This is a genomic window from Kocuria sp. UBA5001, from assembly GCF_002398425.1.
Lineage (GTDB): Bacteria > Actinomycetota > Actinomycetes > Actinomycetales > Micrococcaceae > Kocuria > Kocuria salsicia.
Genome location: NZ_DGYR01000017.1, coordinates 51979 through 73428, shown reverse-complemented (window position 1 = coordinate 73428; position 21450 = coordinate 51979). Strand labels below are relative to the sequence as shown.

Below are 21450 nucleotides of genomic sequence, written 5' to 3'. Positions count from 1 at the left end.
GCTGTACCGGCTACCGCGTGACCGCGGCGGCCTCGAGGGCGTCCAGGTCCCGGACCTCGTGGCGCCGCCCGTAGGCCATGATCCCCAGGCACAGGGTGGCGATCACGGCACCGGAGACGAAGAGCCACGGGTAGCTCGTGAACCGGGAGACCAGGGCGAGGACCATGGGGACGAAGAACCCCACATAGGTCAGGGAGTAGAACACGGCCGTGAGCCCGGCGAGGTCGTCCGGGCGCGCGATCCGCTGGACCTCCTGCAGCCCGGAGACCAGCACGAGTCCGTACCCGCAGCCCAGCACCGCCGAGGCCACCAGCACCACGGCCAGGTTGAGGGTCGCGGCGGCGATCCCGGCCGCGAGCATCCCGAGGATCACCGCGCCCATGCCCACGGCGAGCGAACGGATGGAGCCGTCCCGGTCCAGGCGCTTGCCCAGGGGCTGGATGAAGAACCCGAATCCAAGCCCCACCAGGCACATGAGACCCGAGAACGCGATGCGGTAGCCCGGACCCACCACGTCCGCCATGAGCGCGGGCAGGATCGCGTACGCGGAGGCCGCGCAGCCGAAGACCCACGGCGCGGAGGGCGCCACCACGAACCAGAAGCGGTGCTGGCGGGTGGCCGGGATCCTGAGGTCGGAGAGCAGGGACCCCTGCGGGGCGGTGGCGCGGCGCGTCTCCGGCGCACCGGCCACCAGGATGACCGATGGCACGCAGATCACAAGGTTGATGACGTACGGCAGCACGGTCTGCAGCGGTGCGAACTGCGCGAGGGCCGCGGCCGCGGCCGCGCCGAGGGCGAAGCCGGCCGTGAGGGACAGCGAGGCTCTCCGGGCACCGGAGACCTTTTCGGGGTGCGCCTCGTGCGGACGCTCCGAGAGCTCTTTGATCCACGAGGTGCCCACGGCCATGCCGAGGCCCAGGGCGAGTCCCGAGAAGATCCGGCCCACGAACAGCAGCACCAGGCTCTCGGCGCCCACGGCCAGCAGCACGCTGCCCACCATGGCGAGCACGGGCGCCGGAATCATCAGCGTGCGCCTGCCGTGGCGGTCCGAGAGCGGACCTCCGATCAGCAGCGCGGGCACGATGCCCAGGACGTATGCCGCCAGCAGCATGTCCACGGCCACCTGCTGGTAGCCCTCCACTGTGCGGTACATGACCAGCAGGGGGGTGAACTCGTTGCCGCCCCACGCCACGGCCAGCAGTGCGGAACTGACCCGCATCCAGGGTTTCAACCTCATGACACCATCCCCTCGTCGACGCGCTCATGCTAGAGGACGAGAGAGACAGGTCCCAAACCGGTGAGTAACTTGGTGCGGGTGCTCAGCGCCCCATCTGCTCCTGGTAGATCCGCCGCGCGCGCACCCGCGCCTCGTGGTGCACCGCCGCCGCGGGCCGCACCAGGCGGAACGCCGCGAAGCCGATCAACGTGGCCACGGCGTGCCCGATCGAGGACCAGTCCAGGTCGAGAACGAGTCCCACGGTGAGCAGCGCCACCAGCCCCGCGGCCCAGAGCACACGCCGTCGCCGGCTTCCCCGGTACGTGGCCAGTGCGGCGAGCGCGCAGAACCCGTAGCTCGCGCCCACGTCGATCAGCACGGGTGACGGGACGGAGAGCTCGGCGGCCCGGAGGAGCGTCACCTGCAGCCAGGCCACCGCCACGGTGGCCCCCACGTGCCCGATGACGAACCCGGTGAGCACGCGCTGCCACCCGAAGCGGTGCTCCAGGGGTGCCACTACCAGGCTGAAACCCACCCACCAGATGAGCAGCTCGAGGGGCGAGACGTACATGGCGCTGCGCACCAGGACGGTCACGGGGTCGGTGCTCAGCTCGTGCAGGTTGGTGGACTGCTCGGCGAGGAACATCGTGCGCACCCGGGGATCCGCGTTGGCGAGAAGCCACGTGGTGAACGTGAGCAGCACCAGGTAGAGGTAGGTCAGCGGGGCGCGCCGGATCCAGTCCTTGACGGGCTCACCCCACCGCAGCCACCAGGCCCCGATCCGGCGGAAGCACGGCCACGAGTGCTCCACGGCGTAGCTGAACGCCACGAGCAGCAGGAGCAGCAGCAGAGTGATCACTGGGAAAGTATGCGCCCGCCGGACCCTGGCACCGCATCCGAGCGCGCGTCGGGCGAAAGTGGCATGGTGATCCCCGGACCGTTCGTCCACCGCAGGAAGGAAACCCATGAAGACCACCCGCACCGCGACCGTCGCCGACGCGTCGCTCCGCAGGGCCCGCACCCCGGTCACGACGTCGTGCCCCGAGTTCTCCCCGGAGGCTGCCGCATGAGCGCCGCGGCTCCGGCACCCGCCCCGCTCGTGGTGGTCATGGGGGTCTCCGGTTCGGGCAAGACCACCATCGGCACGCTCGTGGCCCACGAGCTCCAGGTGGAGTTCATCGACGGGGACAGCCTGCACCCCATCGCAAACGTGGAGAAGATGGCCTCCGGCACGCCGCTGGACGACGACGACCGCGCGCCCTGGCTCGAGATCGTGGGTCGCACCCTGCATGAGCACGGTGAGCGCGGGGACGGTCTCGTGGTGGCGTGCTCCGCGCTGAAGGGCATGTACCGGGACCAGATCCGCTCCCAGGCTCCCGCCGCGCTGTTCCTGCACCTGAGCGGTTCGCTGGAGGTGCTGACCCGGCGCATCGAGGGCCGCAGCGGCCACTTCATGCCCGCCGCGCTGCTGCAGTCGCAGATCGACACGCTGGAACCGCTCGCCGGGGACGAGGACGGCTACGTGCTTGACATCAACCAGCCGGTGGCGGAGATGGTGCGCGAGGCCGTGGTGCACCTGCGCGAGCTCGTGACCGCGCGCAGCTGAGCGCCCGGCAGCCAGTGTGACGCCCGGGCTTCACCCGCGCCGCAGCAGCACTGCGGCCTCGTAGTGGCCGGTGTGGGGGAACATGTCCAGCAGCCTGGCCTCCACGGGCCGCAGGGACGGCATCCGCCGCAGGTCCCTCGCCAGGGTCTTCGCGTTGCAGGACGAGTAGACGGCGTGGCCCACGGCGGACCCTTCCAACCACGCGCACAGGGAGGCGTCCAGACCGCGGCGCGGTGGGTTCACGATCGCGAGCTCCGGGGTGCCGGGCAGGTCCGCGGGTGTCGCGGCGGCGTCGTCGGCAAGGAAGCGAACGGAGCCGGGGCCGGCCTCCGGCAGTCCCATGGCGCGGGCTGTGTCCCGGGCGGAGGCCACGGCCTCCGGGGAGATCTCGGTGCCCACCACCTCGCGGGCGGGGTCCGCCACGTGCAGGGCGAATCCGCCCACCCCGCAGTAGAGGTCCCACACGCTCACGGGATCCGCAGCGCTGACCCACTCGGCCACCTGGGCGTAGAGCCGCTCCGTGACCGCGGTGTTGGTCTGGAAGAAGGAGCGCGGGCGCACCCGCAGGCCGATCCCGTTGACCGTCATGACCAGTTCGGACCGCTCGGTCAGCAGGATCTCCTCGGGTCCCTCGATCACGGCCTTGTGCTCCGGCTGCAGGTTCACGGAGACGACGTCCGCCGCGGGCACGAGCTCGTGCAGCAGGTCCATGTTCTCGCGGATCTTGGGCAGCTGGCGGGTGCTGCGCAGCATGAAGCGCACCATGAGCCGCCCCTCGGGGCTGCCGGTGACCACCACGTGCTTGAGCTCGCCGCGCCGCTTGGCGACGTCGTAGGGCAGCAGCCGCACCCGCGAGATGAACTCCCCGAGCGCGTGCAGGGCGCGGGTGACCGGTGCGGGGTACAGCGGGCAGTCCCGAAGGTCCGTGCCGCGGGTGCCGTCCAGGATTCCGAGGGTGGGCGCGCCCACCTCCCCCGCGACGACCATCTTGGCCTTGTTGCGGAACCCCGCCTCCGCGGACGCCACCGGCGCCAGCCAGCGTGGGCTCCCGAGCGGGTCCACCAGCCCCCGGACCAGCTCCTGCTTGCGCTCCAGCTGCCGCCCGTAGGCCACCTCGATCGCGGTGCACGAGTGGCACAGGTCCCGGTTGTAGTATCCGCACTCCATCCGCCCGAGTGTACGGCGCAGTGCCGGTGGGACCGGGACGCCGCCCGCGCCTGGCATTCGCCCCGGGATCGTGGCACGGTGACATGGACCTCCAGCCCCCTCTCCCAGCACAGGACAATCACCATGAGCACCCCGCGCCCCACCCCCGCCGTGATGCGCGGCCGCACGGACCCCGCCCGCAGCGTGCGCCCGGTGGACTACACGTCGTGGCGCCCGTCCCCCGCCGCTGCCGGTGAGCAAGGCGCGGGCGGTGCGGAGCCGACGTCGTCGTCCAGCGGTGGGCAGGTCCCCGGTGGCGCGCGCAGACCATCCCCGCCCGCGGGTGGGCCCCGGCCGAAGGGTGCGCGCACGACGCCGCCCGCATCCTCCGGTGGGCAGCCCCCGGCTGACCGCAGGGCGCCGGGTGGAACCCCGAAACCGGGGCCGGGCCCACGGTCCGTGCCTTCTGCGGGCGCCGACCGGACGGAGACCGCAGGAAACGCGGACGGGACGACGACCCCGCAGCTCACCGTGGACCCGCAGCTTGCCCGGTTCGTGGAACGGCTGCGGGCGGGGATGGCCCCGGAGACCGGCACACCCGAGAACGCGTTCTACACCGTGGACTCGGCCACCACGGAACCGTCCGCACTGGACGTCCCCGCCGAGGGGGTCCACGCGCAGGGAGTCTGGGACGTCAGCGAGCAGGCGCTGCGGGCTGTGGTGGCCCAGCCCGAGGACACGTGGACCGCGGACCTGGGACGCACCGACTACTACGTGCGCGGGCAGCTGTGCGTGCAGGTGATGCGCGCGGAGCACCGCGTGGTGGGGATCTACCGCAGCGGCTGGGCGATCGCCCGGCGCCCGGACGAGACCTGGGCGGATACCGCCGACTCCCTCGAACGCACCGGCGCGAAGCCGGGCGGCGGGGGCACCCGCTACCCCACGAACCGTCGGGAGCTGCTCGAGCGGCTGCGCGGCGCGGGCTTCGAGGTCACCACTTCCGGGCCCACCCACGGGAAGATCACCCACCCGGACGCCCCCGGCCGGTTCCTGCCGTTCTCCTCCACGCCCTCGTCCCAGCGCTACGGCCGCCACGTGGTCACCGCGGTCAAGCGCGTCTTCGGGATCGACGTGCGGTGAGACGGGAAGGGCCCGGAGGAACGTCGTGCTCCTCCGGGCCCTTCGAGGTCGCCGCTCTCCGCCCGGGGTGGGGCAGCGCGGCCGTGTCGTGGATCAGATGGTGGATGCCGACTCCTCCTATCGACGGCCCCGGCGATCGTCACGGAACGGATGCCCTCGCCGCCCCGTGTTCGACGCCAGCAACGGGCCGATCAGCGCCCACTGCGCATCTGCCAGACGACGAGTTGGAGAAGCAACAGCAGCAGCCACACGCCCACAATCGCGCGTCAATCAGCAAACTCATGGGAGACACCCCAGGTGACTGCCGCACACACGAGGGGCGGTCACTCGGCGATGCCACCCGCCGGCTCGGGCACGAGAACGGGACCCGTGGAAGGGCTCCCCGGGAGGTACCCGCAGGCGGGGTCCGAGGGCACCCTGTGCGGGTGCACACCAAAGTGGGGGCGAGGACAGGGCGGCCCCGGCTCGCCCCCGGCCGCTAGGATGAGGACAGAAATGTGCTGTCGGGAGCGAGTTTTCACGGCCCCGGGGGAGATCGGTGAGGGGTCACCGACGGCGGGGTCTCGACGCACCACGATCACGGGGGAGAAACCATTGTTGACGCTTTCAGGTCTCGGCCGCGCCCTGCGGCCCGTGCACGGCTCGGGGACGGACGGGGCAGCCGTCGTCGAGACACCCGTGAGCCACGGCTGGATCCCCGCGGGGGACCGTCTGCTCGCGGTCGACGTCCACGAGCCCGCCGCGCCGGCGCGTGGCGCGAGCATCGTGCTAGCCGCCCCTCCCGGGCGTGAGCGCGTCACGCTGACCCGCACGGTCCTGCACACCGCGCGCGCCCTAGCCGCGGACGGCTGGTGCGTGGTGCGCTTCGACTGGTCCGGCACCGGGCAGAGCCCCGCCTCCAAGGACGTGACGGACGCACAGCACTGGTCCGAGGACCTGACCGCGGTGCGCGACTGGGCGGGCCAGGGCCAACCGGTCCACGGTGTGGGCATCGGCGTGGCCGGCGCCTACCTGGCGGCGGACGATGACGAGGGCTGGGCGCAGCGCGTGGTGATGGCGCCGGTGTCCGGCAAGCAGTGGCTGCGCCACCAGAGCGCGCTGCGCCGCATGGCCGGGCAGAGCCTGCCCCCGCGCGTTGCGGGGGGCACCGAGCTACTCGACCTGCACCTCACGGCGGAGGGAGCCGCGGCCGTCAAGACCGTCCCCGCTCCCGCGGCGGACCCGGCGCGGGGCATCAGCATCCTGGGCGAGGAGGAGACCGGCCCCCTCCCGCTCAACGTCCACCCGCGGGTGGCCACCGTGCCGCCCGGCGTGACGGGCGCCGTCGTCGCTGCCCTGTCCGAGCACGCACCCGCCCACAACGAGGACACCACTGCGCCGGAGCCCGCGCAGCAGGCCACTGTGGAGATGGACGGCACCACCGTGCGGCTGCGCCGGACCACGGTCGGCGCGGACCGGCGTCCGGGGATCGTCACCGAGCCGCTGGAGCGCGCCGCGGACGCGCCCGGGCTCGGCCTGGTCTCCCCCGGCTCGGACGTCATGGAGGCGGCGGGTGGACTGTGGCTGAACACCGCGCTGCTGGCGTCCTCCCGCGGGGCCGTGTGCCTGCTCGCCGAGCGAACGGACACCGGGGAGCTGGTCCGCTCGGATCGTTCCCGCAACCCAAATCCCTACGACCGCCGCACGGTGGCCGAGTGTCGGGAGCTCATCCTGCACGTGGCCTCCCTCACAGATGGCCCCGTGACCGCCGCCGGGATCTGCCTGGGCGCGTGGGGCCTGATGGCCGCCGCGCGTGAGCTCCCCGCGCAGATCAGCGCCCGCACCACCCTGGACGTGATCAACAACGTGGCGTGGCAGCGTCAGCCGTGGCGCTACTGGCGCCAGGGCCTCACGGAGGGCCCGCTCGCCCCGCGTGTGCCGGGCGAGGACCCCACCGCGGACGCCGTCCCTGCCGCGTCCTCCGCCGACGCCGCCGCACCGGACGCCTCTGCCCTCGGCTCCCTGCGCCGGACCCTGACCACCCAGGTCGGCAACGTGGCGCGCACGGTGGTCCGCGGCACCCGCGCGAAGGCGCACGCGGCGTCCCCCCGAGTGAACTCCCTCGCGGCGACCCTCGGGATCATCGACGTCCCGCAGCCTGAGCTGCGCCGCCTGGAGCGCGTCCCGGGTCTCACGGTGAACGCGGTCTTCGGCACGCTGGACGCCGAGTTCTGCGGTGCCGAGACCGGGCGGATCGGCCCGCGCTCGGCCGTGGTGGTGGTGGACTCTCTGGACCACTCCATGTTCTCCACCGCCGCCCGCCGCGCCATGGCGCAGTTCACGGTGGAGCAGCTGGCGGCCACCTCCGGCGTCTCGCACTGAAAACGGCACTCACGGGCACGGTCCCGGTTCCCGCGGCAGAGTTGTTCAACCGCCACAGGAGCCGGGACCGGCTCAGTTCTCGCTGACGGCCACCGGGTCAGTGCCGAGGGCTCGCACGCGCGTCGCCGCGCGAACTGACCCGGTGACCTCGCCGCCCACGGGCAGCACCACGATCTCGCCGGGCAGCACGTGCACGTAGCCGTCCTCGGCCACCGGGTCCCGCTCTTGCCACGCGTCCGCCGTCACCGCTGTCGTCCCCGTGTCGACTCTGTCCACGGCTGGCTGGTCCGTCACTGCACCCGTCCCTGGGGCCGTTCTCGCGGCACCCGCCCCTCCCGCCCGAACGGGCAGGTCCAGTGCGAGGAAGCGGGCGAGCCCCTCGGCCGTGACAGCCACACCCCATCCGTCAGACCCCGTGCGCACCCACCGTGCGCTCAGTCCGGGGTCCGCGGCGTCGTTGCGGCGGGGTCCACCGCTGAGGTGCGCGTCCCGTGCCAGCACGCGACCGTGGGAGTCAAGAAGAACGGCGGACACGGCGTCGTACTCCCGGTCCCCGAAGCCGTAGGCGTTGTCGAGGTCCCGGAACGTGCCGTCCGCGAGGTCCGCGCGCACCACCGTCTCCCCGTGGGCCGGGACCGTCACGGGAACGTCGACGGCGGGCTGGCTGCCCCCGCGCACGGTCGCCACGGTCAGCCGCAGGGTTGCCTCCAGCGTCCGCGCCCGGTCGTTCCACACGTGCACGGGCAGCCCGTCCCCGCCCGCGGGCACGAACGAGACCGCCACCGGCGCGCAGGCCCGGCGCATGCCGTACCACGCGGCCGTCGGGCGGCCGGTGACGTCCAGGACGCCCCATCCGGCGCCCGGTGCGGTGGACGCCGCCGAGAGCACGAGCGCTCCGCGGCACGGCGAGTCCGAGGAGCGCCACTGAGCGAATGTGCGCTGGAAGACGTGGGCCAGGGTGGCCCGCTCGAGCTCCAGGCGCCGCGCGTGGCCGCGGATCGAGTCCTCGGGGACCGGGCGCGCGGGTACGGCGAGGCTGGCGTCCGGATCACTGTCCCGGTCCAGGAAGAGCCGGTGCACGTACGTGCTGGTGGTGTCCGCGAAGGTCCAGTCGGCGCCGGGATCGTGCGCGAGGCCCGCGCGCCACGCGGCCTCGGTTTCCTCGCCGTCCAGCGGGGCGTCCGTGCCGAACTGCGCCCGCACCACGGCAGGCTCCGGCGGCACCGCGAACGCGAGCGACTCCGCGGCGAAGCGCACACCGCGCGTCACGGTGTCCTCGAGCGAACGCCCGTAGGCGCCCACCCCGAAGTAGTGGCACACGCCGTCCGCGGCATCCACGGGAGAGCTCTGCGGCACGGCCGGGGCGGCAGGGGTGGCAGGGGTGGGCGGGACGAACGAGTCGTGCGCGTCCCCGCTCGGGCCCCCGTCCTCGTCGCAAACCCCGCGGGGCAGCGCCAGAACGGCCCGCACCCGCTCGACCACGGCCTGCGCGACGTCGAGGTGGGCGTCGGAGCACGGGGACGAGGGGACGACCACCGCGTCCGATCCCGCCTCCGCGACGGTGGCCGGGATGTCCCGCAGGAGCACGTCCGGAGTCCACTGCTCGGCGGGTCGCCCGGCCAGCACCGGGGCCTGGATGACCTCCGTGCCTCCGGAGATCACCACGGTGGAGGGGTGCCCGGCGAGGCGCGCGGCGAGCGCCCGTACCTCGTGGCGCAGTCCGGCCCGCCAGGCGGGGTCGTCGGGCGGATCCAGAGGCCCGAGATCAACGTCCTGCCACACCATGAGCCCCAGCTCGTCGCACGCGCGGTGGAAGTCCTCGGTCTCGTAGCAGCTCGTGCCGGGGATGCGCACCATGGTGGCGCCAGCGTCCCGCAGCCTGCGGAGCATCCGGCGGATGCGGCAGGGGTCGGCGGCGACCTCGTACGGGTCCGCCCCCGTCCACACGGTCCCGCGCGCGAACACGGGCACGCCGTTGACGCGCAGCGCCAGCCCGCGGTGGGTCGCGTCCCTGGGCTCTGCAATCACGGTGCGGAACCCCACGCGGGCGTGCAGTTCCTCGTCCCCGGCCCGCACGCGCACGCAGTACAGCTGCTGGGCACCCATCCCGTGGGGCCACCACAGGAGGGGGTCGGCCACGGGGACCTCGACGGTTGTGGTTCCGGCGGCCGCGAGCTCCGCGGCGCTCACGACACGCTCGACGGCGCCGCCTTCCGACGCGGTCACGCGCTGAGCGGGGGGATCGTCCTCTGCGGGCCGGAGCGGTTCGACAAGCACCCGGCAGCCCTCGGCTCCGACGGCGATCTCGGCGAGGTCCACGGCCACCACCCCGTGGACGTCCTGGGTGACCCGGGCGCGCACCGCGGACGGTGGGAGAGGGCGGGAACGGGCGGGGGCCGCGGCGGCGGCGGCGTCGTCCGGGGAAACGGGCGGGAGGGCAGCGGGAGAAGAGGGCACAAGAAGGGGCGAGGAATCTCTCCGAGAGGCGGACGGGGAATGCGTGGCGCCGTCAGGAGACGAGGTGACCGGCGTGGCGGCGAGCCCGCCCCAGGGCCCCACGACGGGGCGAGCGCCGGGCCAGTCGATGGCCCCGACGAGCGGCGTGCGGCGCCAGCGCAGGGATCGGTCGGAGACCAGCGGGGAGAGCCAGCGGGCGCGCGGCTTGCGCGGCACGGCCACGCTGGACAGGGGCAGGACGCGCAGGGCGATCTCGCACTCCCCCGGCGGCAGGGTGACGGTGACGTCCCACGGCGCGAAGGCGCTGTCGCACGCGTGCACGGTCTCCCCGTCAACCATCAGCTCGGAGACGGTGGCCACGCCCGTGGAGACGAACAGGTGGGGCCCACCCACGGTGGTGACCCGCGTGCGGTACTCCCAGAAGGTCTCGGGGCCGTCCGCCGCGAGGACGGCGTCCACTGCCTCCTCACCCAGGGCGTCGCGCAGTGCCCCGGAGACTGTTCCGGGAACGCGCGCGGGGATGCCGAGGGCCAGGGTGTCGCCCGGACCCTGCGTGGGATCGGAACGGCACAGGATCCAGGTGGCGCGCTCCAGCACGTCGGCACCGCTCAAGCCCGTCACTCCCCGAGGCCCAGCGCGTCCCGCACCGCGACCATACCGGCGGTGTGCCCCGCCACGAACGCGTCCGCGGACGTGTCCACGCGCGCAGTCCGACCCCGCGCGGCGCGCGCGAGCTGGAACTGCAGGGTCTTGGCCGCCCCGGCCGCGGCGTCGAACGCCTCGGCCGCCTCGATCAGGAGCTCGGCGTCCAGGTCGCTGGGCCACCGGGCGGCGCCCGCGGCGAGGTACCGGCACGCGTGCGCGGCCAGCCCTGCGGTGAGCCCCGCCTGGCGCGTGGTCGCGAACGAGTACAGGTGGAAGTAGTCCATGCCGCGCTCGGCCAGCACCGGCAGGTGCTCCCGGATGGCGGTGACGAGCCGCTCCGCGGGGCCCTGCGACCCGGCGGAGGATCCCGGCGCGCGGCGCAGGTGGTCCCGCACCAGCTCCACCGTGTGCTGCCACAGCTGCTGGGCCTCCAGCCGCCGCACCCCCGCCACGCGCACGAGCTCCACGTAGGGGTACGGCACCCGGCCGCTGCGCGCGCCCGGACCCAGGGTGTTCTCCAGGTCCTCCCCGCGCAGCACGTGCACGCCGTCGTTGTGCAGGTAGAGCAGCTCCCCCGCCGCCGGGTCCAGCCGCAGCGGGACGATCGACGTCTTGGTGTGCTCCAGCCCGTAGGAGACGCCCTCGGTGTCCGGGAGGTGGAACGCGTCCACCTCCACGATCAGGGCGTCCCCGCGGGACATGGCCAGCTGCAGGTGCTCGCCCAGGGGCCGCCACGTGTCGTACTCCCCCACCGCCAGGCCGTAGAGCACCTCGAGGTCCTCCTGGCGTGGTTTCAGGAACTCCCACTGGTCCCCCAGGAAGTCCGCACTGAACGCGGCGCCCAGCATGGGCACCGGGTCCAGACCGAGGGCGGCGGTGAGCCCGATCCACACGTCCATGTAGCAGTTCGTGGGAGACCACGGCTCTGCGGGATCGTGCAGCACGGACCGGGGCACGGTCGCCGCGGAGAGCGACTCGCACCCCCGCACCGCGAGGACCTCGGTCCCGAACGGGGCCTCGACGGCCGCGGCGGCACCGGTGCTCTCGGCGACGGCGGTCATGACAGACCCAGCTCCTGGCGCACGGAGGCGGGCCACGCGGCGACGTCGAAGCCGTGCTTGGCGGCGAGCGCCAGGGCCACGCGCTCCAGGCCGAAGCCGAAGCACGCGGAGTGGGCCACGGCATCGTCGGCGGTGCGCAGGTCGAAGCCCTCGCCGAAGTGGTCCTCGTGCAGGTTCGCCGAGGCGATGGCCGTGGGGTGGCCCGGGTAGACCTCCGTGAGGATCTCGAACTTCAGCTGCGCCTCGCGCTGGCCCGCGCTGAGCAGCTTGCCCGCGCGGCCGAAGAACGGGTCGTTGGCGGTGTCCGCCTGGACCTCCAGGCCCAGGTTGGTGAGCAGCTCGGTGCCCGCGGCGAGCCACTTCTCACGGTGCTCGGCGGCCTCCGCGGGGGTGCCGATGCGCACAGCCTCGAACATCCGGAAGGTCACGAAGCGCATGGGGTCCGGGCTGGGCTCGTGGCGGTAGCACTCGCCCACGAGCTCGAAGACCGTGCCGTCCACCTGCGAGCCCTCGAGGTAGGCGTAGAGCGGGTGGCAGACCGCCGGGACCAGCGCGTGGCCGGCCGGGGTGAGCTGCGCGGACCAGTCGCCCTGCTTCTCGTAGGTGGCCAGCAGCTGGCGGTGGGCCTTGTTGTCGCCCTCGAACGCGGCGATCGTGCCCAGCAGCTGCGGGAACGAGGCCACGTAGTCGGTGCGCTCCAGCAGCCGGGTGCCGTTGACGGGTGGGAAGCGCAGCCGGCGCGTGCCCGCCTCGGGCGAGAGCCGCGCGGCGATCCCGCGGGCGGCCGACGCGATGCCCTGCACCACGTCCTCGGCCTGCGGGCCCAGCCCGGTCACACCGTCGCCCAGCGTGGGCAGCAGCCAGTCGTTGGCCTCGAGCCCCTCGCGGAACGTGTCCTGCTGACGGGTGAGGTCCTGCTCGATGTCGGTGGTGGTCATCGCTGTCCCCTCGAGACGAGTTGCATGGTGGCGGTGTGGAGCAGAATGCGGTCGTTGTTGACCATGACGGACGGGCCGATGCTGTCCCGGTAGAGCCGTGCCAGGCTCACGGGAGAGCGGTTGGCGAACCCGGAGATCCCCACGATCACCAGGGCGTCGCCCACGATCTGGCGCACGGCCTCGGCCCCGTTGACCTTCAGCGTGTTCATGGCGATCGCGAACTGCATGGACTCGCAGGTCTCGGGGTCCTCGTAGGCGGCCTCGTAGCGGGCCACGGAGGAGCGCACGACGTCCGTCATGGACTGCAGCTGCACCTCCAGCTCCGCCAGCCGCAGCGCGGACGGCGGAGGCGTGCCCGGGGTCTTGCGGGCGGCCTTCTGCACCACGGAGCGGGCGGTGAGCCCGGCCTGGGTGGCCATCCCGAGCCACGCGGAGGCCCACAGGCAGTGGGCGCCCGGGAGCATGGTCTGCGCGGAGATGGTCTCGAACGGGACCCGGAACATGGCGTCCTCACTCGTGGTGGCGTCCAGCTCGAAGGACTCCGAGCAGGTGCCGCGCATGCCCAGGGCGTCCCAGCCGCGCTGGCGCTCCAGCTGCAGGTCCGCCGCCTCGACCACGAGCACCACCTGGTCGCTCGACGCCGCGTCCTCGTTGCGGCGCGCGGTCACGAGGATCGCGTCCGCGTACGCGCCGTAGGAGATCACGGGGCAGGTCTTGTGCAGCGCCACCCGGCCGTCACCGGCGGGGCGCACGGCGCACGTGGAGGTGCGGGTGTCACCGCCGATGTTGACCTCGGTGGTCGCGGAGGCCAGCAGCAGCCCCTCGGACGCCACCTTGCGGGTGAACTCCCGCAGCCACTCGGTGTCCGCGTGGCGGGTGAGGCACAGTGCCTGCGAGTAGTGCATGGCCAGGATCATCGCGGAGGAGGTGCACTCGCGCCCCACCCGCTCCAGCAGCCGGCACAGTTCCGTGATGCTGTAGTCCAGCCCGCCGTCCGCCTCCGTCATGGGGGCGGCCAGCAGGCCCTGGGCGCGGGCCTCGTCGATCGTCTCCCGGGGGAAGCGGGACTCGCCGTCCACGGTGTCCGCGTACTCGCGGGCCACCCTGGCCACGGCCTCCGCGCGGGCGGCGGTGCTCGCCGCCCGGTCCGGGTGCTCCGCACGGGTGCGCGGCTGCTCTGTCAGGACGCTGTTCTCAGTCATGGTGGATCGCTTCCACGGCCTCGGTGATGGACGCGACGGACGTGAAGGTCGCCTTGGTCAGGCGCTCCTCCGGGAACTCGATGTCGAACTCGTCCTCCAGGCCCAGCATCACGTTCACGGAAGCGTGGGACGTCATGCCGGCGCGGTAGAGGTCCGCGTCCACGGCAATGCTCTGCGCGTCCTCGGAGAGCTTGCCCTGCTCGCTGAGCACGGATCGGACGGTCGCTTCGATGGTGGAGTCCATGGGACACCTTTCTGGGTTGTACTGTCGATTCCTCTGAACCGCGGGTCAGCCGATGTGCGGTGCCCCGCGGTGGTCCTGTTCCCGACGTCGTGCGCCGGGTGGTCTCACGGGTGCGGCGGGTGCCGGGTCACGAGGCCGTGGCGAGCGCCACGGCCAGGGCGAACCCGCCGTCGTGGGAGGTGCTGATGCTCCAGCCGCCCAGCCCGGCCTCCCCGGCCAGGCGCGCCGCGGTGCCCCGCAGCTGCACGCTCGGTGCGCCGTGGGCGTCCGTGCGCAGCACGATCTGCGGCCACGGCACGGCGTCCTCCGGGCTCGGGCGCAGCACCTTGAGCACGGCCTCCTTGGCCGCGAACCGGCCCGCGACGGATTCCGCCGAGGGCTCAGCCGCTCCCGAACGGGTGAGCTCCGCGATCTCCTCCGGGGCGAGCACGGCCCGCAGGTAGCGCTCCCCCTGACGGGCGATCGACTCGGCCACCGGTGCCACGCCCTGCAGGTCGCAGCCCACGCGGGGCGCCACGGCGGCGTCGACGGCGCTCACGACGTGCCCTCCGAGGTCACGGCCTCGAACGCCGGGTCCACGGCTGGCGCGGAAGTGGTGCGCTTCAGACCCAGCCGGTCCGCCCAGCGCCCAAGAGCCACCACGGCGGCGGGTTTCCAGCACTCGAAGGTGTGCCCGCCGTCGCACGTGCCCTCCTTGCCGTACTCCGTGTACTGGTAGTCCACGCCCTTGGTCCCGAGCTCCGAGGCGAAGGACGCCGTGGAGTCCCGCAGGGCGGGCTCGATGTCCCCGTTCTGGCCGTTGCCGCTGCCCGCGAAGAGCTGCACGGTCACGTCCTCGAGGTCCCCGCTCTGCGTGAGGGGGTCGTTGGCCAACCACTGTGCGTCCGTGGTGGTGGTGCCGTTGCCGAAGATCGCGGCGGGCTCCCCCGTGGACTCCTTCGAGGCCTGCTCGAAGTTCTGCTTGGCCTCCGGGGAGGAGACGTCCAGCAGGCCCGAGAAGCTCACGGCCTCCCCGAAGAGGTCTGGCCGCTCCTCGGCGTAGCGCACCGCGCCGTAGCCACCCATCGAGTTGCCCATGATCGCGCGGTGCCCCCGGTCCTTCTGCGTGGCCAGGTGCGAGTCCACCCACGGGACCACCTGGTCCAGGTGGAACGTCCTCCAGTTCTGCTTGAGGGTGTCCTGCTTCGCCCAGTCCGTGTACCAGCCCACCTTGCCGCCGCTCATGATCACGGTGATCACGGGCATGCCCGCGGTGAGCTGCTCGGCCTGCCCGCCCTCGTACCACTGCAGGGCGGGGGCATCCGTGGAGCTGCTGCCCGGGAGCATGTAGACCACTGGGTAGGTCTTGGCGGGGTCGTAGCCCTCCGGGGTGATCACCACGAGCGAGTTGCGCCCGCCCGGTGCCTCCGGGGAGACCGCGTCCGTGCTGACCGTGAGGTCCACGGCCCGCTGGGACAGGGCGCGGGCGCCCGTGACGGTGATCCCGTTCGACTCCTTGCGCAGCTCCTGCGGATCCTGGAACCCCACCTGCTTCGCGGCGTCGGCGTCGAAACTGATCGTGGAGCCCGTGCCGGAGGTCGCGGCGGGGTCCGTGCCCCCGGAGCCGCAGCCCGTGAGCAGCAGCGCCCCCAGGGTGCACCCGGTGAGCACCCGCGGTCCGAGCGATCGCGTGCCGCCCGCCCGGGCGGTGTCCTGGTTCATGCGGCGCACGTGGCCACCTCTTCCGCGGGGTAGTGACTCAGCCCGAGGGCCGCGTCGACGATCTGCATGGCTGTCAGCCGCGAGGCGCGGGCCTGCAGCGAGTGGTCCAGCGCGGGGACGTGGGCCACCTTGATCCGGCGGCCGCGGCGGGTGAGCCGCGCGAGCCCCTCCTCGCCGCGCTCCTGCTCGAAGAACACGCCGTCCTCCACTCCGAAGTAGAAGGAGACCTCCGCGTTGCGCGAGGCGTGCTCCATGACCACCTCCGGTACGTTCGGGATGTTGCAGCGGCCCAGAAGCAGCCACATGCGGTAAGGCATCCGGCGCCGCACGAGTTCCTTGGCGCGCGTGCGCCACGTGGTGTTCAGTTCCACGTCGCTCATGGTGCGCAGCTGCTCCAGCACGGCGTCCACGTCCCAGTTGCGGTAGAGCTTCTCGTAGTACCGCTCCCCGGCGCGCCACGCCACGTTGTTGAGCACCACGCGGGTGGTCATCGCGCTCGTGGGCGGTGCCATGGCCACGAGCCAGCCGCCCACGCACAGCCCAGCGCCCGTGACGGCCTCGCCCGTGCGCCCGCGCAGCCAGGACGCGCCGAGGTCGATGTCCGCGACCCCCTGGTACTTGTACGGGTTGATGTCCTTGACCTCGTCCAGCCCGGCACCGTCCCCGCAGTGGTGGCGCTCCACACGCATCGCGGGCACCCCGCGTGCGGCCAGCCGGCGCGCCTGGACGGCCCACAGACCTGTGGGCCCGTCCTTGGGGTCTGCGGAGGGCGGCGCGAGCACGGCCGCACCGGCACCCGTGCCGTGGCGGCCCACAGGGTGCGTGTAGGTGGCCGGCAGCAGGTCCTCCCCCAGCTCGAGGAGCTCCTCCTCCACGTCCACGTCGAACTCGGCCACGTGGAACCGGGCGTGCGTGGTGGGCCGCCAGCCGCTGACGTCCGCCGTCCCTCCCGTCACGACGACGCCGCTCGCGGCCTCCCCGGCCCCACTCACCGTGGTCTCGTGGGCCGGGTCCGCGGCGGTGCCGGGCGAGACCGCGCGTGGCGCGGCGTCGTCGTCACCGGCGCCCGCAGCCGGCTCGTCCAGGCGGGCGACGAGCGCGGCAATGGCCGACGGGGTCGCCTTGGCGTAGATCGCGGCCACGCCGTAGAGCTTCTTGGCCACGGTGCGGTCCTTCTCGCGCACCGGCACGAGCCCGGGGGTCGTGAGATTGCGCGGGTCCGGCAGGGCGCGGATGGCAGCGGCCTCGGCATCGGTGAAGTGCGCGCCGCCGATCTCCACGCCGCCCTCGACCTCCGGCGGCAGGCTCAACCCGCTCGCCCGCCGCAGCCCGGTGTACTGGCGCATGTAGATGGCGCCGGAGACCGGCTCCCACAGCACCCGCTTCCCGAAGGGGAGCTCGGAGGTGGCGAGCACCGCGGCACCGATCCGCAACCCGATGCCGTGGACGGGCAGGTGCGGCCCCACCAGCTCCCGGGCCGTGCCGAACGCGACCTCGAGATCCCGTTGCCACACAGCCACGGGATCGCTTCCCACGGGGCGTTCGCCGGACTCCGAGGTGCCGCTCCAGGCGACCCTGATGACGACCCAGCCCGCTTCCGCCGCGCGTGCCGCCACCAGCCGCATGCTGCGGTGGCTCACCACTTCCTCCCGCGCGAGAGCCGGTGCAATGACCACGGCTCCGCGGACACGGTCGCTGTCGGGACCGTGCACCCACGCGTGAATGGTGCGCCCGTGCCCCGTCAGAAAACTTGCCTGTCCGGCAATACGCATGAATTCTCCCCAGTCCTGCCCCGGAAACACCTCAGCCGTGCCACCGTTTCCCTGTTTCCCCCGTTGCCGGAGGAGTCTCCCCGTGCGAGCGCGGCGCCTCCGCCACCGGCCGACCCCCGCCCCCGAACGCCGCGTTCCCCCACGTTCCCCCGTGAGTGGCGTACGGCTTTGCACTCATAAATCATAGCCACTCGTGTCCCAGGACGGCTCGATGACGCCGTCCCCTAATGTGTGTTTTTACATTTACACGACTGTTTTTCCCGGTCCCACGTGCGCTTTTACCGCGTTGTACCTATATGGGCCCACACAGATTTGTCATCTTTCTGGCGATAAGGTCAGATCTGCAGAGTTATGATGGCAAACGCCGATGTTCTGGGGAGACACAGCATTGGCGCCGTTCACTGTCCACGGGCTTGCACCGTGGGTGACGGGGGGCCTGGGGAGGTCCCCCGTACTGGGGGAGATGCAGGCACCGTCTGCGTCTTCATTGGGGGAGGAGACAGCGTGGCTGCACGCATCCTGATTATCGGTCTCAACTATTCACCGGAGCACACGGGCATCGCCCCGTACACCGCCGGGATGGCACGCGCCCTGCGTGAGGAGGGCTGGGACGTGGAGGTCGTCACCGGCCTGCCGCACTACCCGCAGTGGCAGGTCCACGAGGGCTACCCGCGCCAGGACGGCCCGCTCGAGGTGATCGACGGCGTGCCCGTCCGGCGCATTCCGCACCCCGTGCCCCACGACGCCGGCCAGCTGCGCCGCCTCGGCATGGAGATCGTCTTCGGCCTGCGCGCCGCGCGGGCCCCGTGGGGGGACCCGGACGTCGTCGTGCTCGTCACGCCCGCCCTGTTCGCCTCGGCGATCGCGCGGGTCAGGGCCGCACTGACCCGCACCCCGGTGCTCGTGTGGGTGCACGACATCTACACCGCCGGCCTCGCGGAGACCGGCGCGGCGGGCGGACCCGCGACCCGGGTGATGCGCGCTGTGGAGGGGACGTTCCTGCGCTCCTGCAGCGGCGTCGTCGTGATCCACGACCGTTTCTCCGACTACCTGCGCCGCCACATGGGCGTGGCCGGGGAGAAGATCACCACTGTCCGCAACTGGACCCACATCGCCGAGGCCCCCACGGTGGACACCGTCTCGCTGCGCCGCCGCTTCGGGTGGGAGCCGCAGGACGTGGTGGTGCTGCACACCGGCAACATGGGCGCCAAGCAGGACCTCACCAACGTGGCCGCCGCCGCGCGGGTGGCCGAGGAACGGAGCGCCCCGCTGCGCTTCGTGCTCGTTGGCGGCGGGCACCAGCGCCCGCAGCTCGAGGAGCTCGCGGCCACCACGCCGCGCTTCGAGGTGCTGCCCAGCGTGGACAACGACACCTACGCCGGGCTGCTGCGCGCGGCGGACATCCTGCTGGTCAACGAGCGGCCCGGGCTCACCGAGATGTGCGTGCCCAGCAAGCTCACCAGCTACTTCACCGCGGACCGCCCCGTGCTGGCCGCCGTCGAGGCCGCTGGGCCGTCCGCGGCTGAGCTCGCGGCGGCCGGTGCCGGGATCCGCGTGGAACCCGGTGATCCCGAGGCCCTCGTGGCGGGCGCCGTGCGCCTGCACGAGGAGTGGATCACCACGGGCGGCACCACCCACCGCGGCGGTCGCCGCTACGTGCGCGAGGTGCTGAGCCGGGGGGCCGCGGTGCGGTCCTTCCTCTCGGCGCTCACCAGGCTGCGCCCGGACCTCAGAGCCGAGGACCGGTCGCCCGCCACCGTCAAGTCCTGATCCACCGGGGCCGGGGGCCTCGACGATCCGATCCACAAGGGGAGAGAACACTATGAACAAGAAAGCACTGATCACCGGCATCACCGGGCAGGACGGCTCCTACCTGGCGGAGCTGCTGCTGTCCAAGGGCTACGAGGTGCACGGGCTGATCCGCCGCGCCTCCACGTTCAACACGTCCCGCATCGACCACCTCTACCAGGACCCCCACAACCCGGACGCCCGGCTGTTCCTGCACTACGGGGACCTCTCGGATGCGGCCCGGCTCGTGACCCTGCTGGGGGAGATCGATCCTGACGAGGTCTACAACCTGGGCGCCCAGTCGCACGTGCGTGTGTCCTTCGACGAGCCCGAGCACACCGGTGACACCACCGGGCTGGGCACCGTGCGTCTGCTCGAGGCCGTGCGCCGCGCCGGCGTGAAGTGCCGCTTCTACCAGGCGTCCACGTCCGAGCTGTTCGGGGCCACGCCCCCGCCGCAGGACGAGAACACCCCGTTCTACCCGCGCTCCCCCTACGGCGCGGCCAAGATCTACTCGTACTGGATCACCAAGAACTACCGCGAGGCCTACGACATGTTCGCCGTGAACGGGATCCTCTTCAACCACGAGTCCCCACGCCGCGGCGAGACGTTCGTGACCCGCAAGATCACCCGGGCTGTGGCCGCAATCGCCGCGGGCAAGCAGGACCTGCTCTACATGGGCAACCTGGACGCCGTGCGCGACTGGGGCTACGCCGCGGAGTACGTGGAGGGCATGTGGCGGATGCTCCAGGCGGACGAGCCCGAGGACTTCGTGCTCGCCACCGGCGTGCCCTGCACCGTGCGGGACTTCCTGGTCACGTCCTTCGAGCACGCGGGGCTGGACTGGGAGAAGCACGTGCGTTTCGACGACCGGTACCTGCGCCCCACCGAGGTGGACGCGCTGATCGGAGACCCCTCCAAGGCCGAGCAGAAGCTCGGGTGGAAGGCCACCGTGCACGCCCCGGAGCTCGCGCGGATCATGGTGGACGCGGACCGGGCCGCGCTCGAGTGCGCGGGCACCCCCTGGATCGATACGGTGGCCCAGAACATCTGGACCCCGGAACACGCAGCATGAGGACAACAGTGGACACAGCAGATCAGATCGGGACCGTCGACGCCGGGGCGGACTGGCCCCAGACCGTGAGCGACCCTGCGGACGCCCGCACGAGCGACGACGTCGTCTACGCACCGCACGAGCTGGACCGCACGGCACCGTTCTACGTGGCGGGCCACCGCGGACTCGTGGGCTCGGCCATCTGGCGCCACCTGGAGAAGCAGGGCTTCGAGAACCTGATCGGGGCCAGCTCCCAGGAGCTGGACCTGCGGGACCGCGAGGCCGTGGAGGCGTTCATCGCCGAGCACAAGCCGCGCTACATGATGCTGGCCGCCGCGAAGGTGGGCGGGATCGGGGCCAACAACACGCGCCCGGTGGACTTCCTCTCGGACAACCTGCGGATCCAGCTCAATCTCCTGGATGCCGCGCGCACCGCGGAGGTGGAGCGCGTGCTGTTCCTGGGCTCGTCCTGCATCTACCCCAAGCTCGCGGAGCAGCCGCTGCGCGAGGGGGCCCTGCTGACCGGATACCTGGAGCCCACCAACGACGCCTACGCGATCGCCAAGATCTCCGGGATCATGCACGTGCAGGCGGTGCGCCGCCAGTACGGGCTGCCGTGGATCTCCGCGATGCCCACGAACCTCTACGGGCCGGGGGACAATTTCTCCCCCACCGGCTCGCACGTGCTGCCGGCCATGATCCGCCGCTACGACCAGGCCGTGCGCAACGGGGACACCGAGATCACCAACTGGGGCTCGGGCACACCGCGGCGCGAGTTCCTGCATGTGGACGACCTCGCGGCGGCGTGCCTGTTCCTCATGGAGCACTACGACGGCCCGCAGCAGGTCAATGTGGGCACGGGTGAGGACATCTCCATCAAGGAGCTCGCCGAGCTCGTGGCCGAGGCCACCGGCTACCGCGGCGCCACTCATTGGGACTCCTCCAAGCCGGACGGCACGCCCCGCAAGCTCATGGACGTCTCCCTGCTCAGCTCGCTGGGCTGGACCGCGTCCATCGACCTGCCCACCGGCCTCGACGACGCCGTGGCCTGGTACCGCTTGCACCGCGACTCCGCGCGCGGCGCGTAGCACCGACACACCACGACGACGGCGCGTGGCC

General features: G+C 72.4%; 17 protein-coding genes. 6 read left to right on the top strand and 11 right to left on the bottom strand.

All coding sequences use genetic code 11. From position 1 onward, the window contains the following. Positions 1-10 precede the first annotated feature (10 nt). Together B3G12_RS10595 and B3G12_RS10590 are read right to left on the bottom strand one after the other, a co-directional pair. Positions 11-1237, bottom strand: a complete 1227-nt coding sequence (locus B3G12_RS10595) for an MFS transporter (RefSeq protein WP_144943178.1) — start codon at positions 1235-1237, stop codon at positions 11-13. Positions 1238-1319: 82 nt separating this feature from the next. Then, on the bottom strand, positions 1320-2075 hold the full coding sequence (locus B3G12_RS10590) for a rhomboid-like protein (protein ID WP_290500268.1): 756 nt from the start codon (positions 2073-2075) through the stop codon (positions 1320-1322). Between the two features lie 207 nt (positions 2076-2282). Between B3G12_RS10590 and B3G12_RS10585 the strand changes: the two genes are divergently transcribed. Next, positions 2283-2822 carry a gluconokinase gene (locus B3G12_RS10585; RefSeq protein ID WP_144943176.1) on the top strand — a complete coding sequence of 180 codons (540 nt, stop codon included), beginning with the start codon at positions 2283-2285 and terminating at the stop codon, positions 2820-2822. A gap of 30 nt (positions 2823-2852) precedes the next feature. Here the strand turns inward: B3G12_RS10585 and rlmC are convergent, their stop codons facing one another. Further along, positions 2853-3989: a 23S rRNA (uracil(747)-C(5))-methyltransferase RlmC gene (gene rlmC, locus B3G12_RS10580; protein WP_144943175.1), complete on the bottom strand. Its 1137-nt coding sequence runs from the start codon at positions 3987-3989 to the stop codon at positions 2853-2855. A gap of 123 nt (positions 3990-4112) precedes the next feature. Here rlmC and B3G12_RS10575 point away from each other — a divergent pair, with 123 nt between their 5' ends. Both B3G12_RS10575 and B3G12_RS10570 read left to right on the top strand, forming a co-directional pair. After that, on the top strand, positions 4113-5108 hold the full coding sequence (locus tag B3G12_RS10575; RefSeq protein ID WP_244944831.1) for a hypothetical protein: 996 nt from the start codon (positions 4113-4115) through the stop codon (positions 5106-5108). A gap of 597 nt (positions 5109-5705) precedes the next feature. Next, positions 5706-7469 carry an alpha/beta hydrolase gene (locus tag B3G12_RS10570; protein ID WP_290500264.1) on the top strand — a complete coding sequence of 588 codons (1764 nt, stop codon included), beginning with the start codon at positions 5706-5708 and terminating at the stop codon, positions 7467-7469. Positions 7470-7541: 72 nt separating this feature from the next. Here B3G12_RS10570 and B3G12_RS10565 read toward each other — a convergent pair whose 3' ends face one another. The 8 genes from B3G12_RS10565 to B3G12_RS10530 all read right to left on the bottom strand — a co-directional run bounded on the left by B3G12_RS10565 (position 7542) and on the right by B3G12_RS10530 (position 17357). Then, positions 7542-10547, bottom strand: coding sequence for a hypothetical protein (locus B3G12_RS10565; RefSeq protein ID WP_414672751.1), 3006 nt, complete (start codon positions 10545-10547; stop codon positions 7542-7544). Then, a complete protein-coding gene (locus B3G12_RS10560; protein ID WP_290500260.1) occupies positions 10544-11632 on the bottom strand; it encodes a DUF1839 family protein in 1089 nt (362 codons plus the stop codon). Before B3G12_RS10560 ends, B3G12_RS10565 begins: the two co-directional genes overlap by 4 nt. Further along, complete coding sequence (locus B3G12_RS10555; protein WP_290500258.1) at positions 11629-12570, bottom strand: hypothetical protein; 942 nt, start codon at positions 12568-12570, stop codon at positions 11629-11631. Before B3G12_RS10555 ends, B3G12_RS10560 begins: the two co-directional genes overlap by 4 nt. After that, a complete protein-coding gene (locus B3G12_RS10550) occupies positions 12567-13772 on the bottom strand; it encodes an acyl-CoA dehydrogenase family protein (protein WP_144943171.1) in 1206 nt (401 codons plus the stop codon). Before B3G12_RS10550 ends, B3G12_RS10555 begins: the two co-directional genes overlap by 4 nt. Further along, positions 13765-14016 (bottom strand): acyl carrier protein, encoded by a 252-nt coding sequence (locus B3G12_RS10545; protein WP_094393431.1) that lies wholly within the window; start codon positions 14014-14016, stop codon positions 13765-13767. Before B3G12_RS10545 ends, B3G12_RS10550 begins: the two co-directional genes overlap by 8 nt. Positions 14017-14143: 127 nt before the next feature. Then, complete coding sequence (locus B3G12_RS10540) at positions 14144-14554, bottom strand: holo-ACP synthase (protein WP_290500255.1); 411 nt, start codon at positions 14552-14554, stop codon at positions 14144-14146. Beyond that, positions 14551-15717, bottom strand: coding sequence for an alpha/beta hydrolase (locus B3G12_RS10535; protein ID WP_290500298.1), 1167 nt, complete (start codon positions 15715-15717; stop codon positions 14551-14553). The genes B3G12_RS10540 and B3G12_RS10535 overlap by 4 nt, the downstream gene beginning before the upstream one ends. Then, a complete protein-coding gene (locus B3G12_RS10530) occupies positions 15714-17357 on the bottom strand; it encodes a hypothetical protein (RefSeq protein WP_290500253.1) in 1644 nt (547 codons plus the stop codon). The genes B3G12_RS10535 and B3G12_RS10530 overlap by 4 nt, the downstream gene beginning before the upstream one ends. Positions 17358-17993: 636 nt before the next feature. Between B3G12_RS10530 and B3G12_RS10525 the strand changes: the two genes are divergently transcribed. From B3G12_RS10525 to B3G12_RS10515, 3 genes are all read left to right on the top strand, one after another. Beyond that, positions 17994-19259, top strand: a complete 1266-nt coding sequence (locus B3G12_RS10525) for a glycosyltransferase family 4 protein (protein WP_145011051.1) — start codon at positions 17994-17996, stop codon at positions 19257-19259. 52 nt (positions 19260-19311) lie between these two features. Next, positions 19312-20352 (top strand): GDP-mannose 4,6-dehydratase, encoded by a 1041-nt coding sequence (gene gmd / locus B3G12_RS10520; protein ID WP_145011048.1) that lies wholly within the window; start codon positions 19312-19314, stop codon positions 20350-20352. Between the two features lie 65 nt (positions 20353-20417). After that, entirely contained in the window at positions 20418-21419 is a 1002-nt protein-coding gene (locus B3G12_RS10515; RefSeq protein WP_244944837.1) for a GDP-L-fucose synthase family protein, read from the top strand. The last annotated feature ends 31 nt before the right edge of the window (positions 21420-21450 follow it).

Excerpts from the sequence above, each read along its gene's own strand:
- B3G12_RS10595 (WP_144943178.1), bottom strand. The coding sequence starts at position 1,237 with ATGAGGTTGAAACCCTGGATGCGGGTCAGTTCCGCACTGCTGGCCGTG.
- B3G12_RS10585 (WP_144943176.1), top strand. The coding sequence starts at position 2,283 with ATGAGCGCCGCGGCTCCGGCACCCGCCCCGCTCGTGGTGGTCATGGGG.
- rlmC (WP_144943175.1), bottom strand. The coding sequence starts at position 3,989 with ATGGAGTGCGGATACTACAACCGGGACCTGTGCCACTCGTGCACCGCG.
- B3G12_RS10575 (WP_244944831.1), top strand. The coding sequence starts at position 4,113 with ATGAGCACCCCGCGCCCCACCCCCGCCGTGATGCGCGGCCGCACGGAC.
- B3G12_RS10560 (WP_290500260.1), bottom strand. The coding sequence starts at position 11,632 with ATGACCGCCGTCGCCGAGAGCACCGGTGCCGCCGCGGCCGTCGAGGCC.
- B3G12_RS10555 (WP_290500258.1), bottom strand. The coding sequence starts at position 12,570 with ATGACCACCACCGACATCGAGCAGGACCTCACCCGTCAGCAGGACACG.
- B3G12_RS10550 (WP_144943171.1), bottom strand. The coding sequence starts at position 13,772 with ATGACTGAGAACAGCGTCCTGACAGAGCAGCCGCGCACCCGTGCGGAG.
- B3G12_RS10545 (WP_094393431.1), bottom strand. The coding sequence starts at position 14,016 with ATGGACTCCACCATCGAAGCGACCGTCCGATCCGTGCTCAGCGAGCAG.
- B3G12_RS10535 (WP_290500298.1), bottom strand. The coding sequence starts at position 15,717 with ATGAACCAGGACACCGCCCGGGCGGGCGGCACGCGATCGCTCGGACCG.
- gmd (WP_145011048.1), top strand. The coding sequence starts at position 19,312 with ATGAACAAGAAAGCACTGATCACCGGCATCACCGGGCAGGACGGCTCC.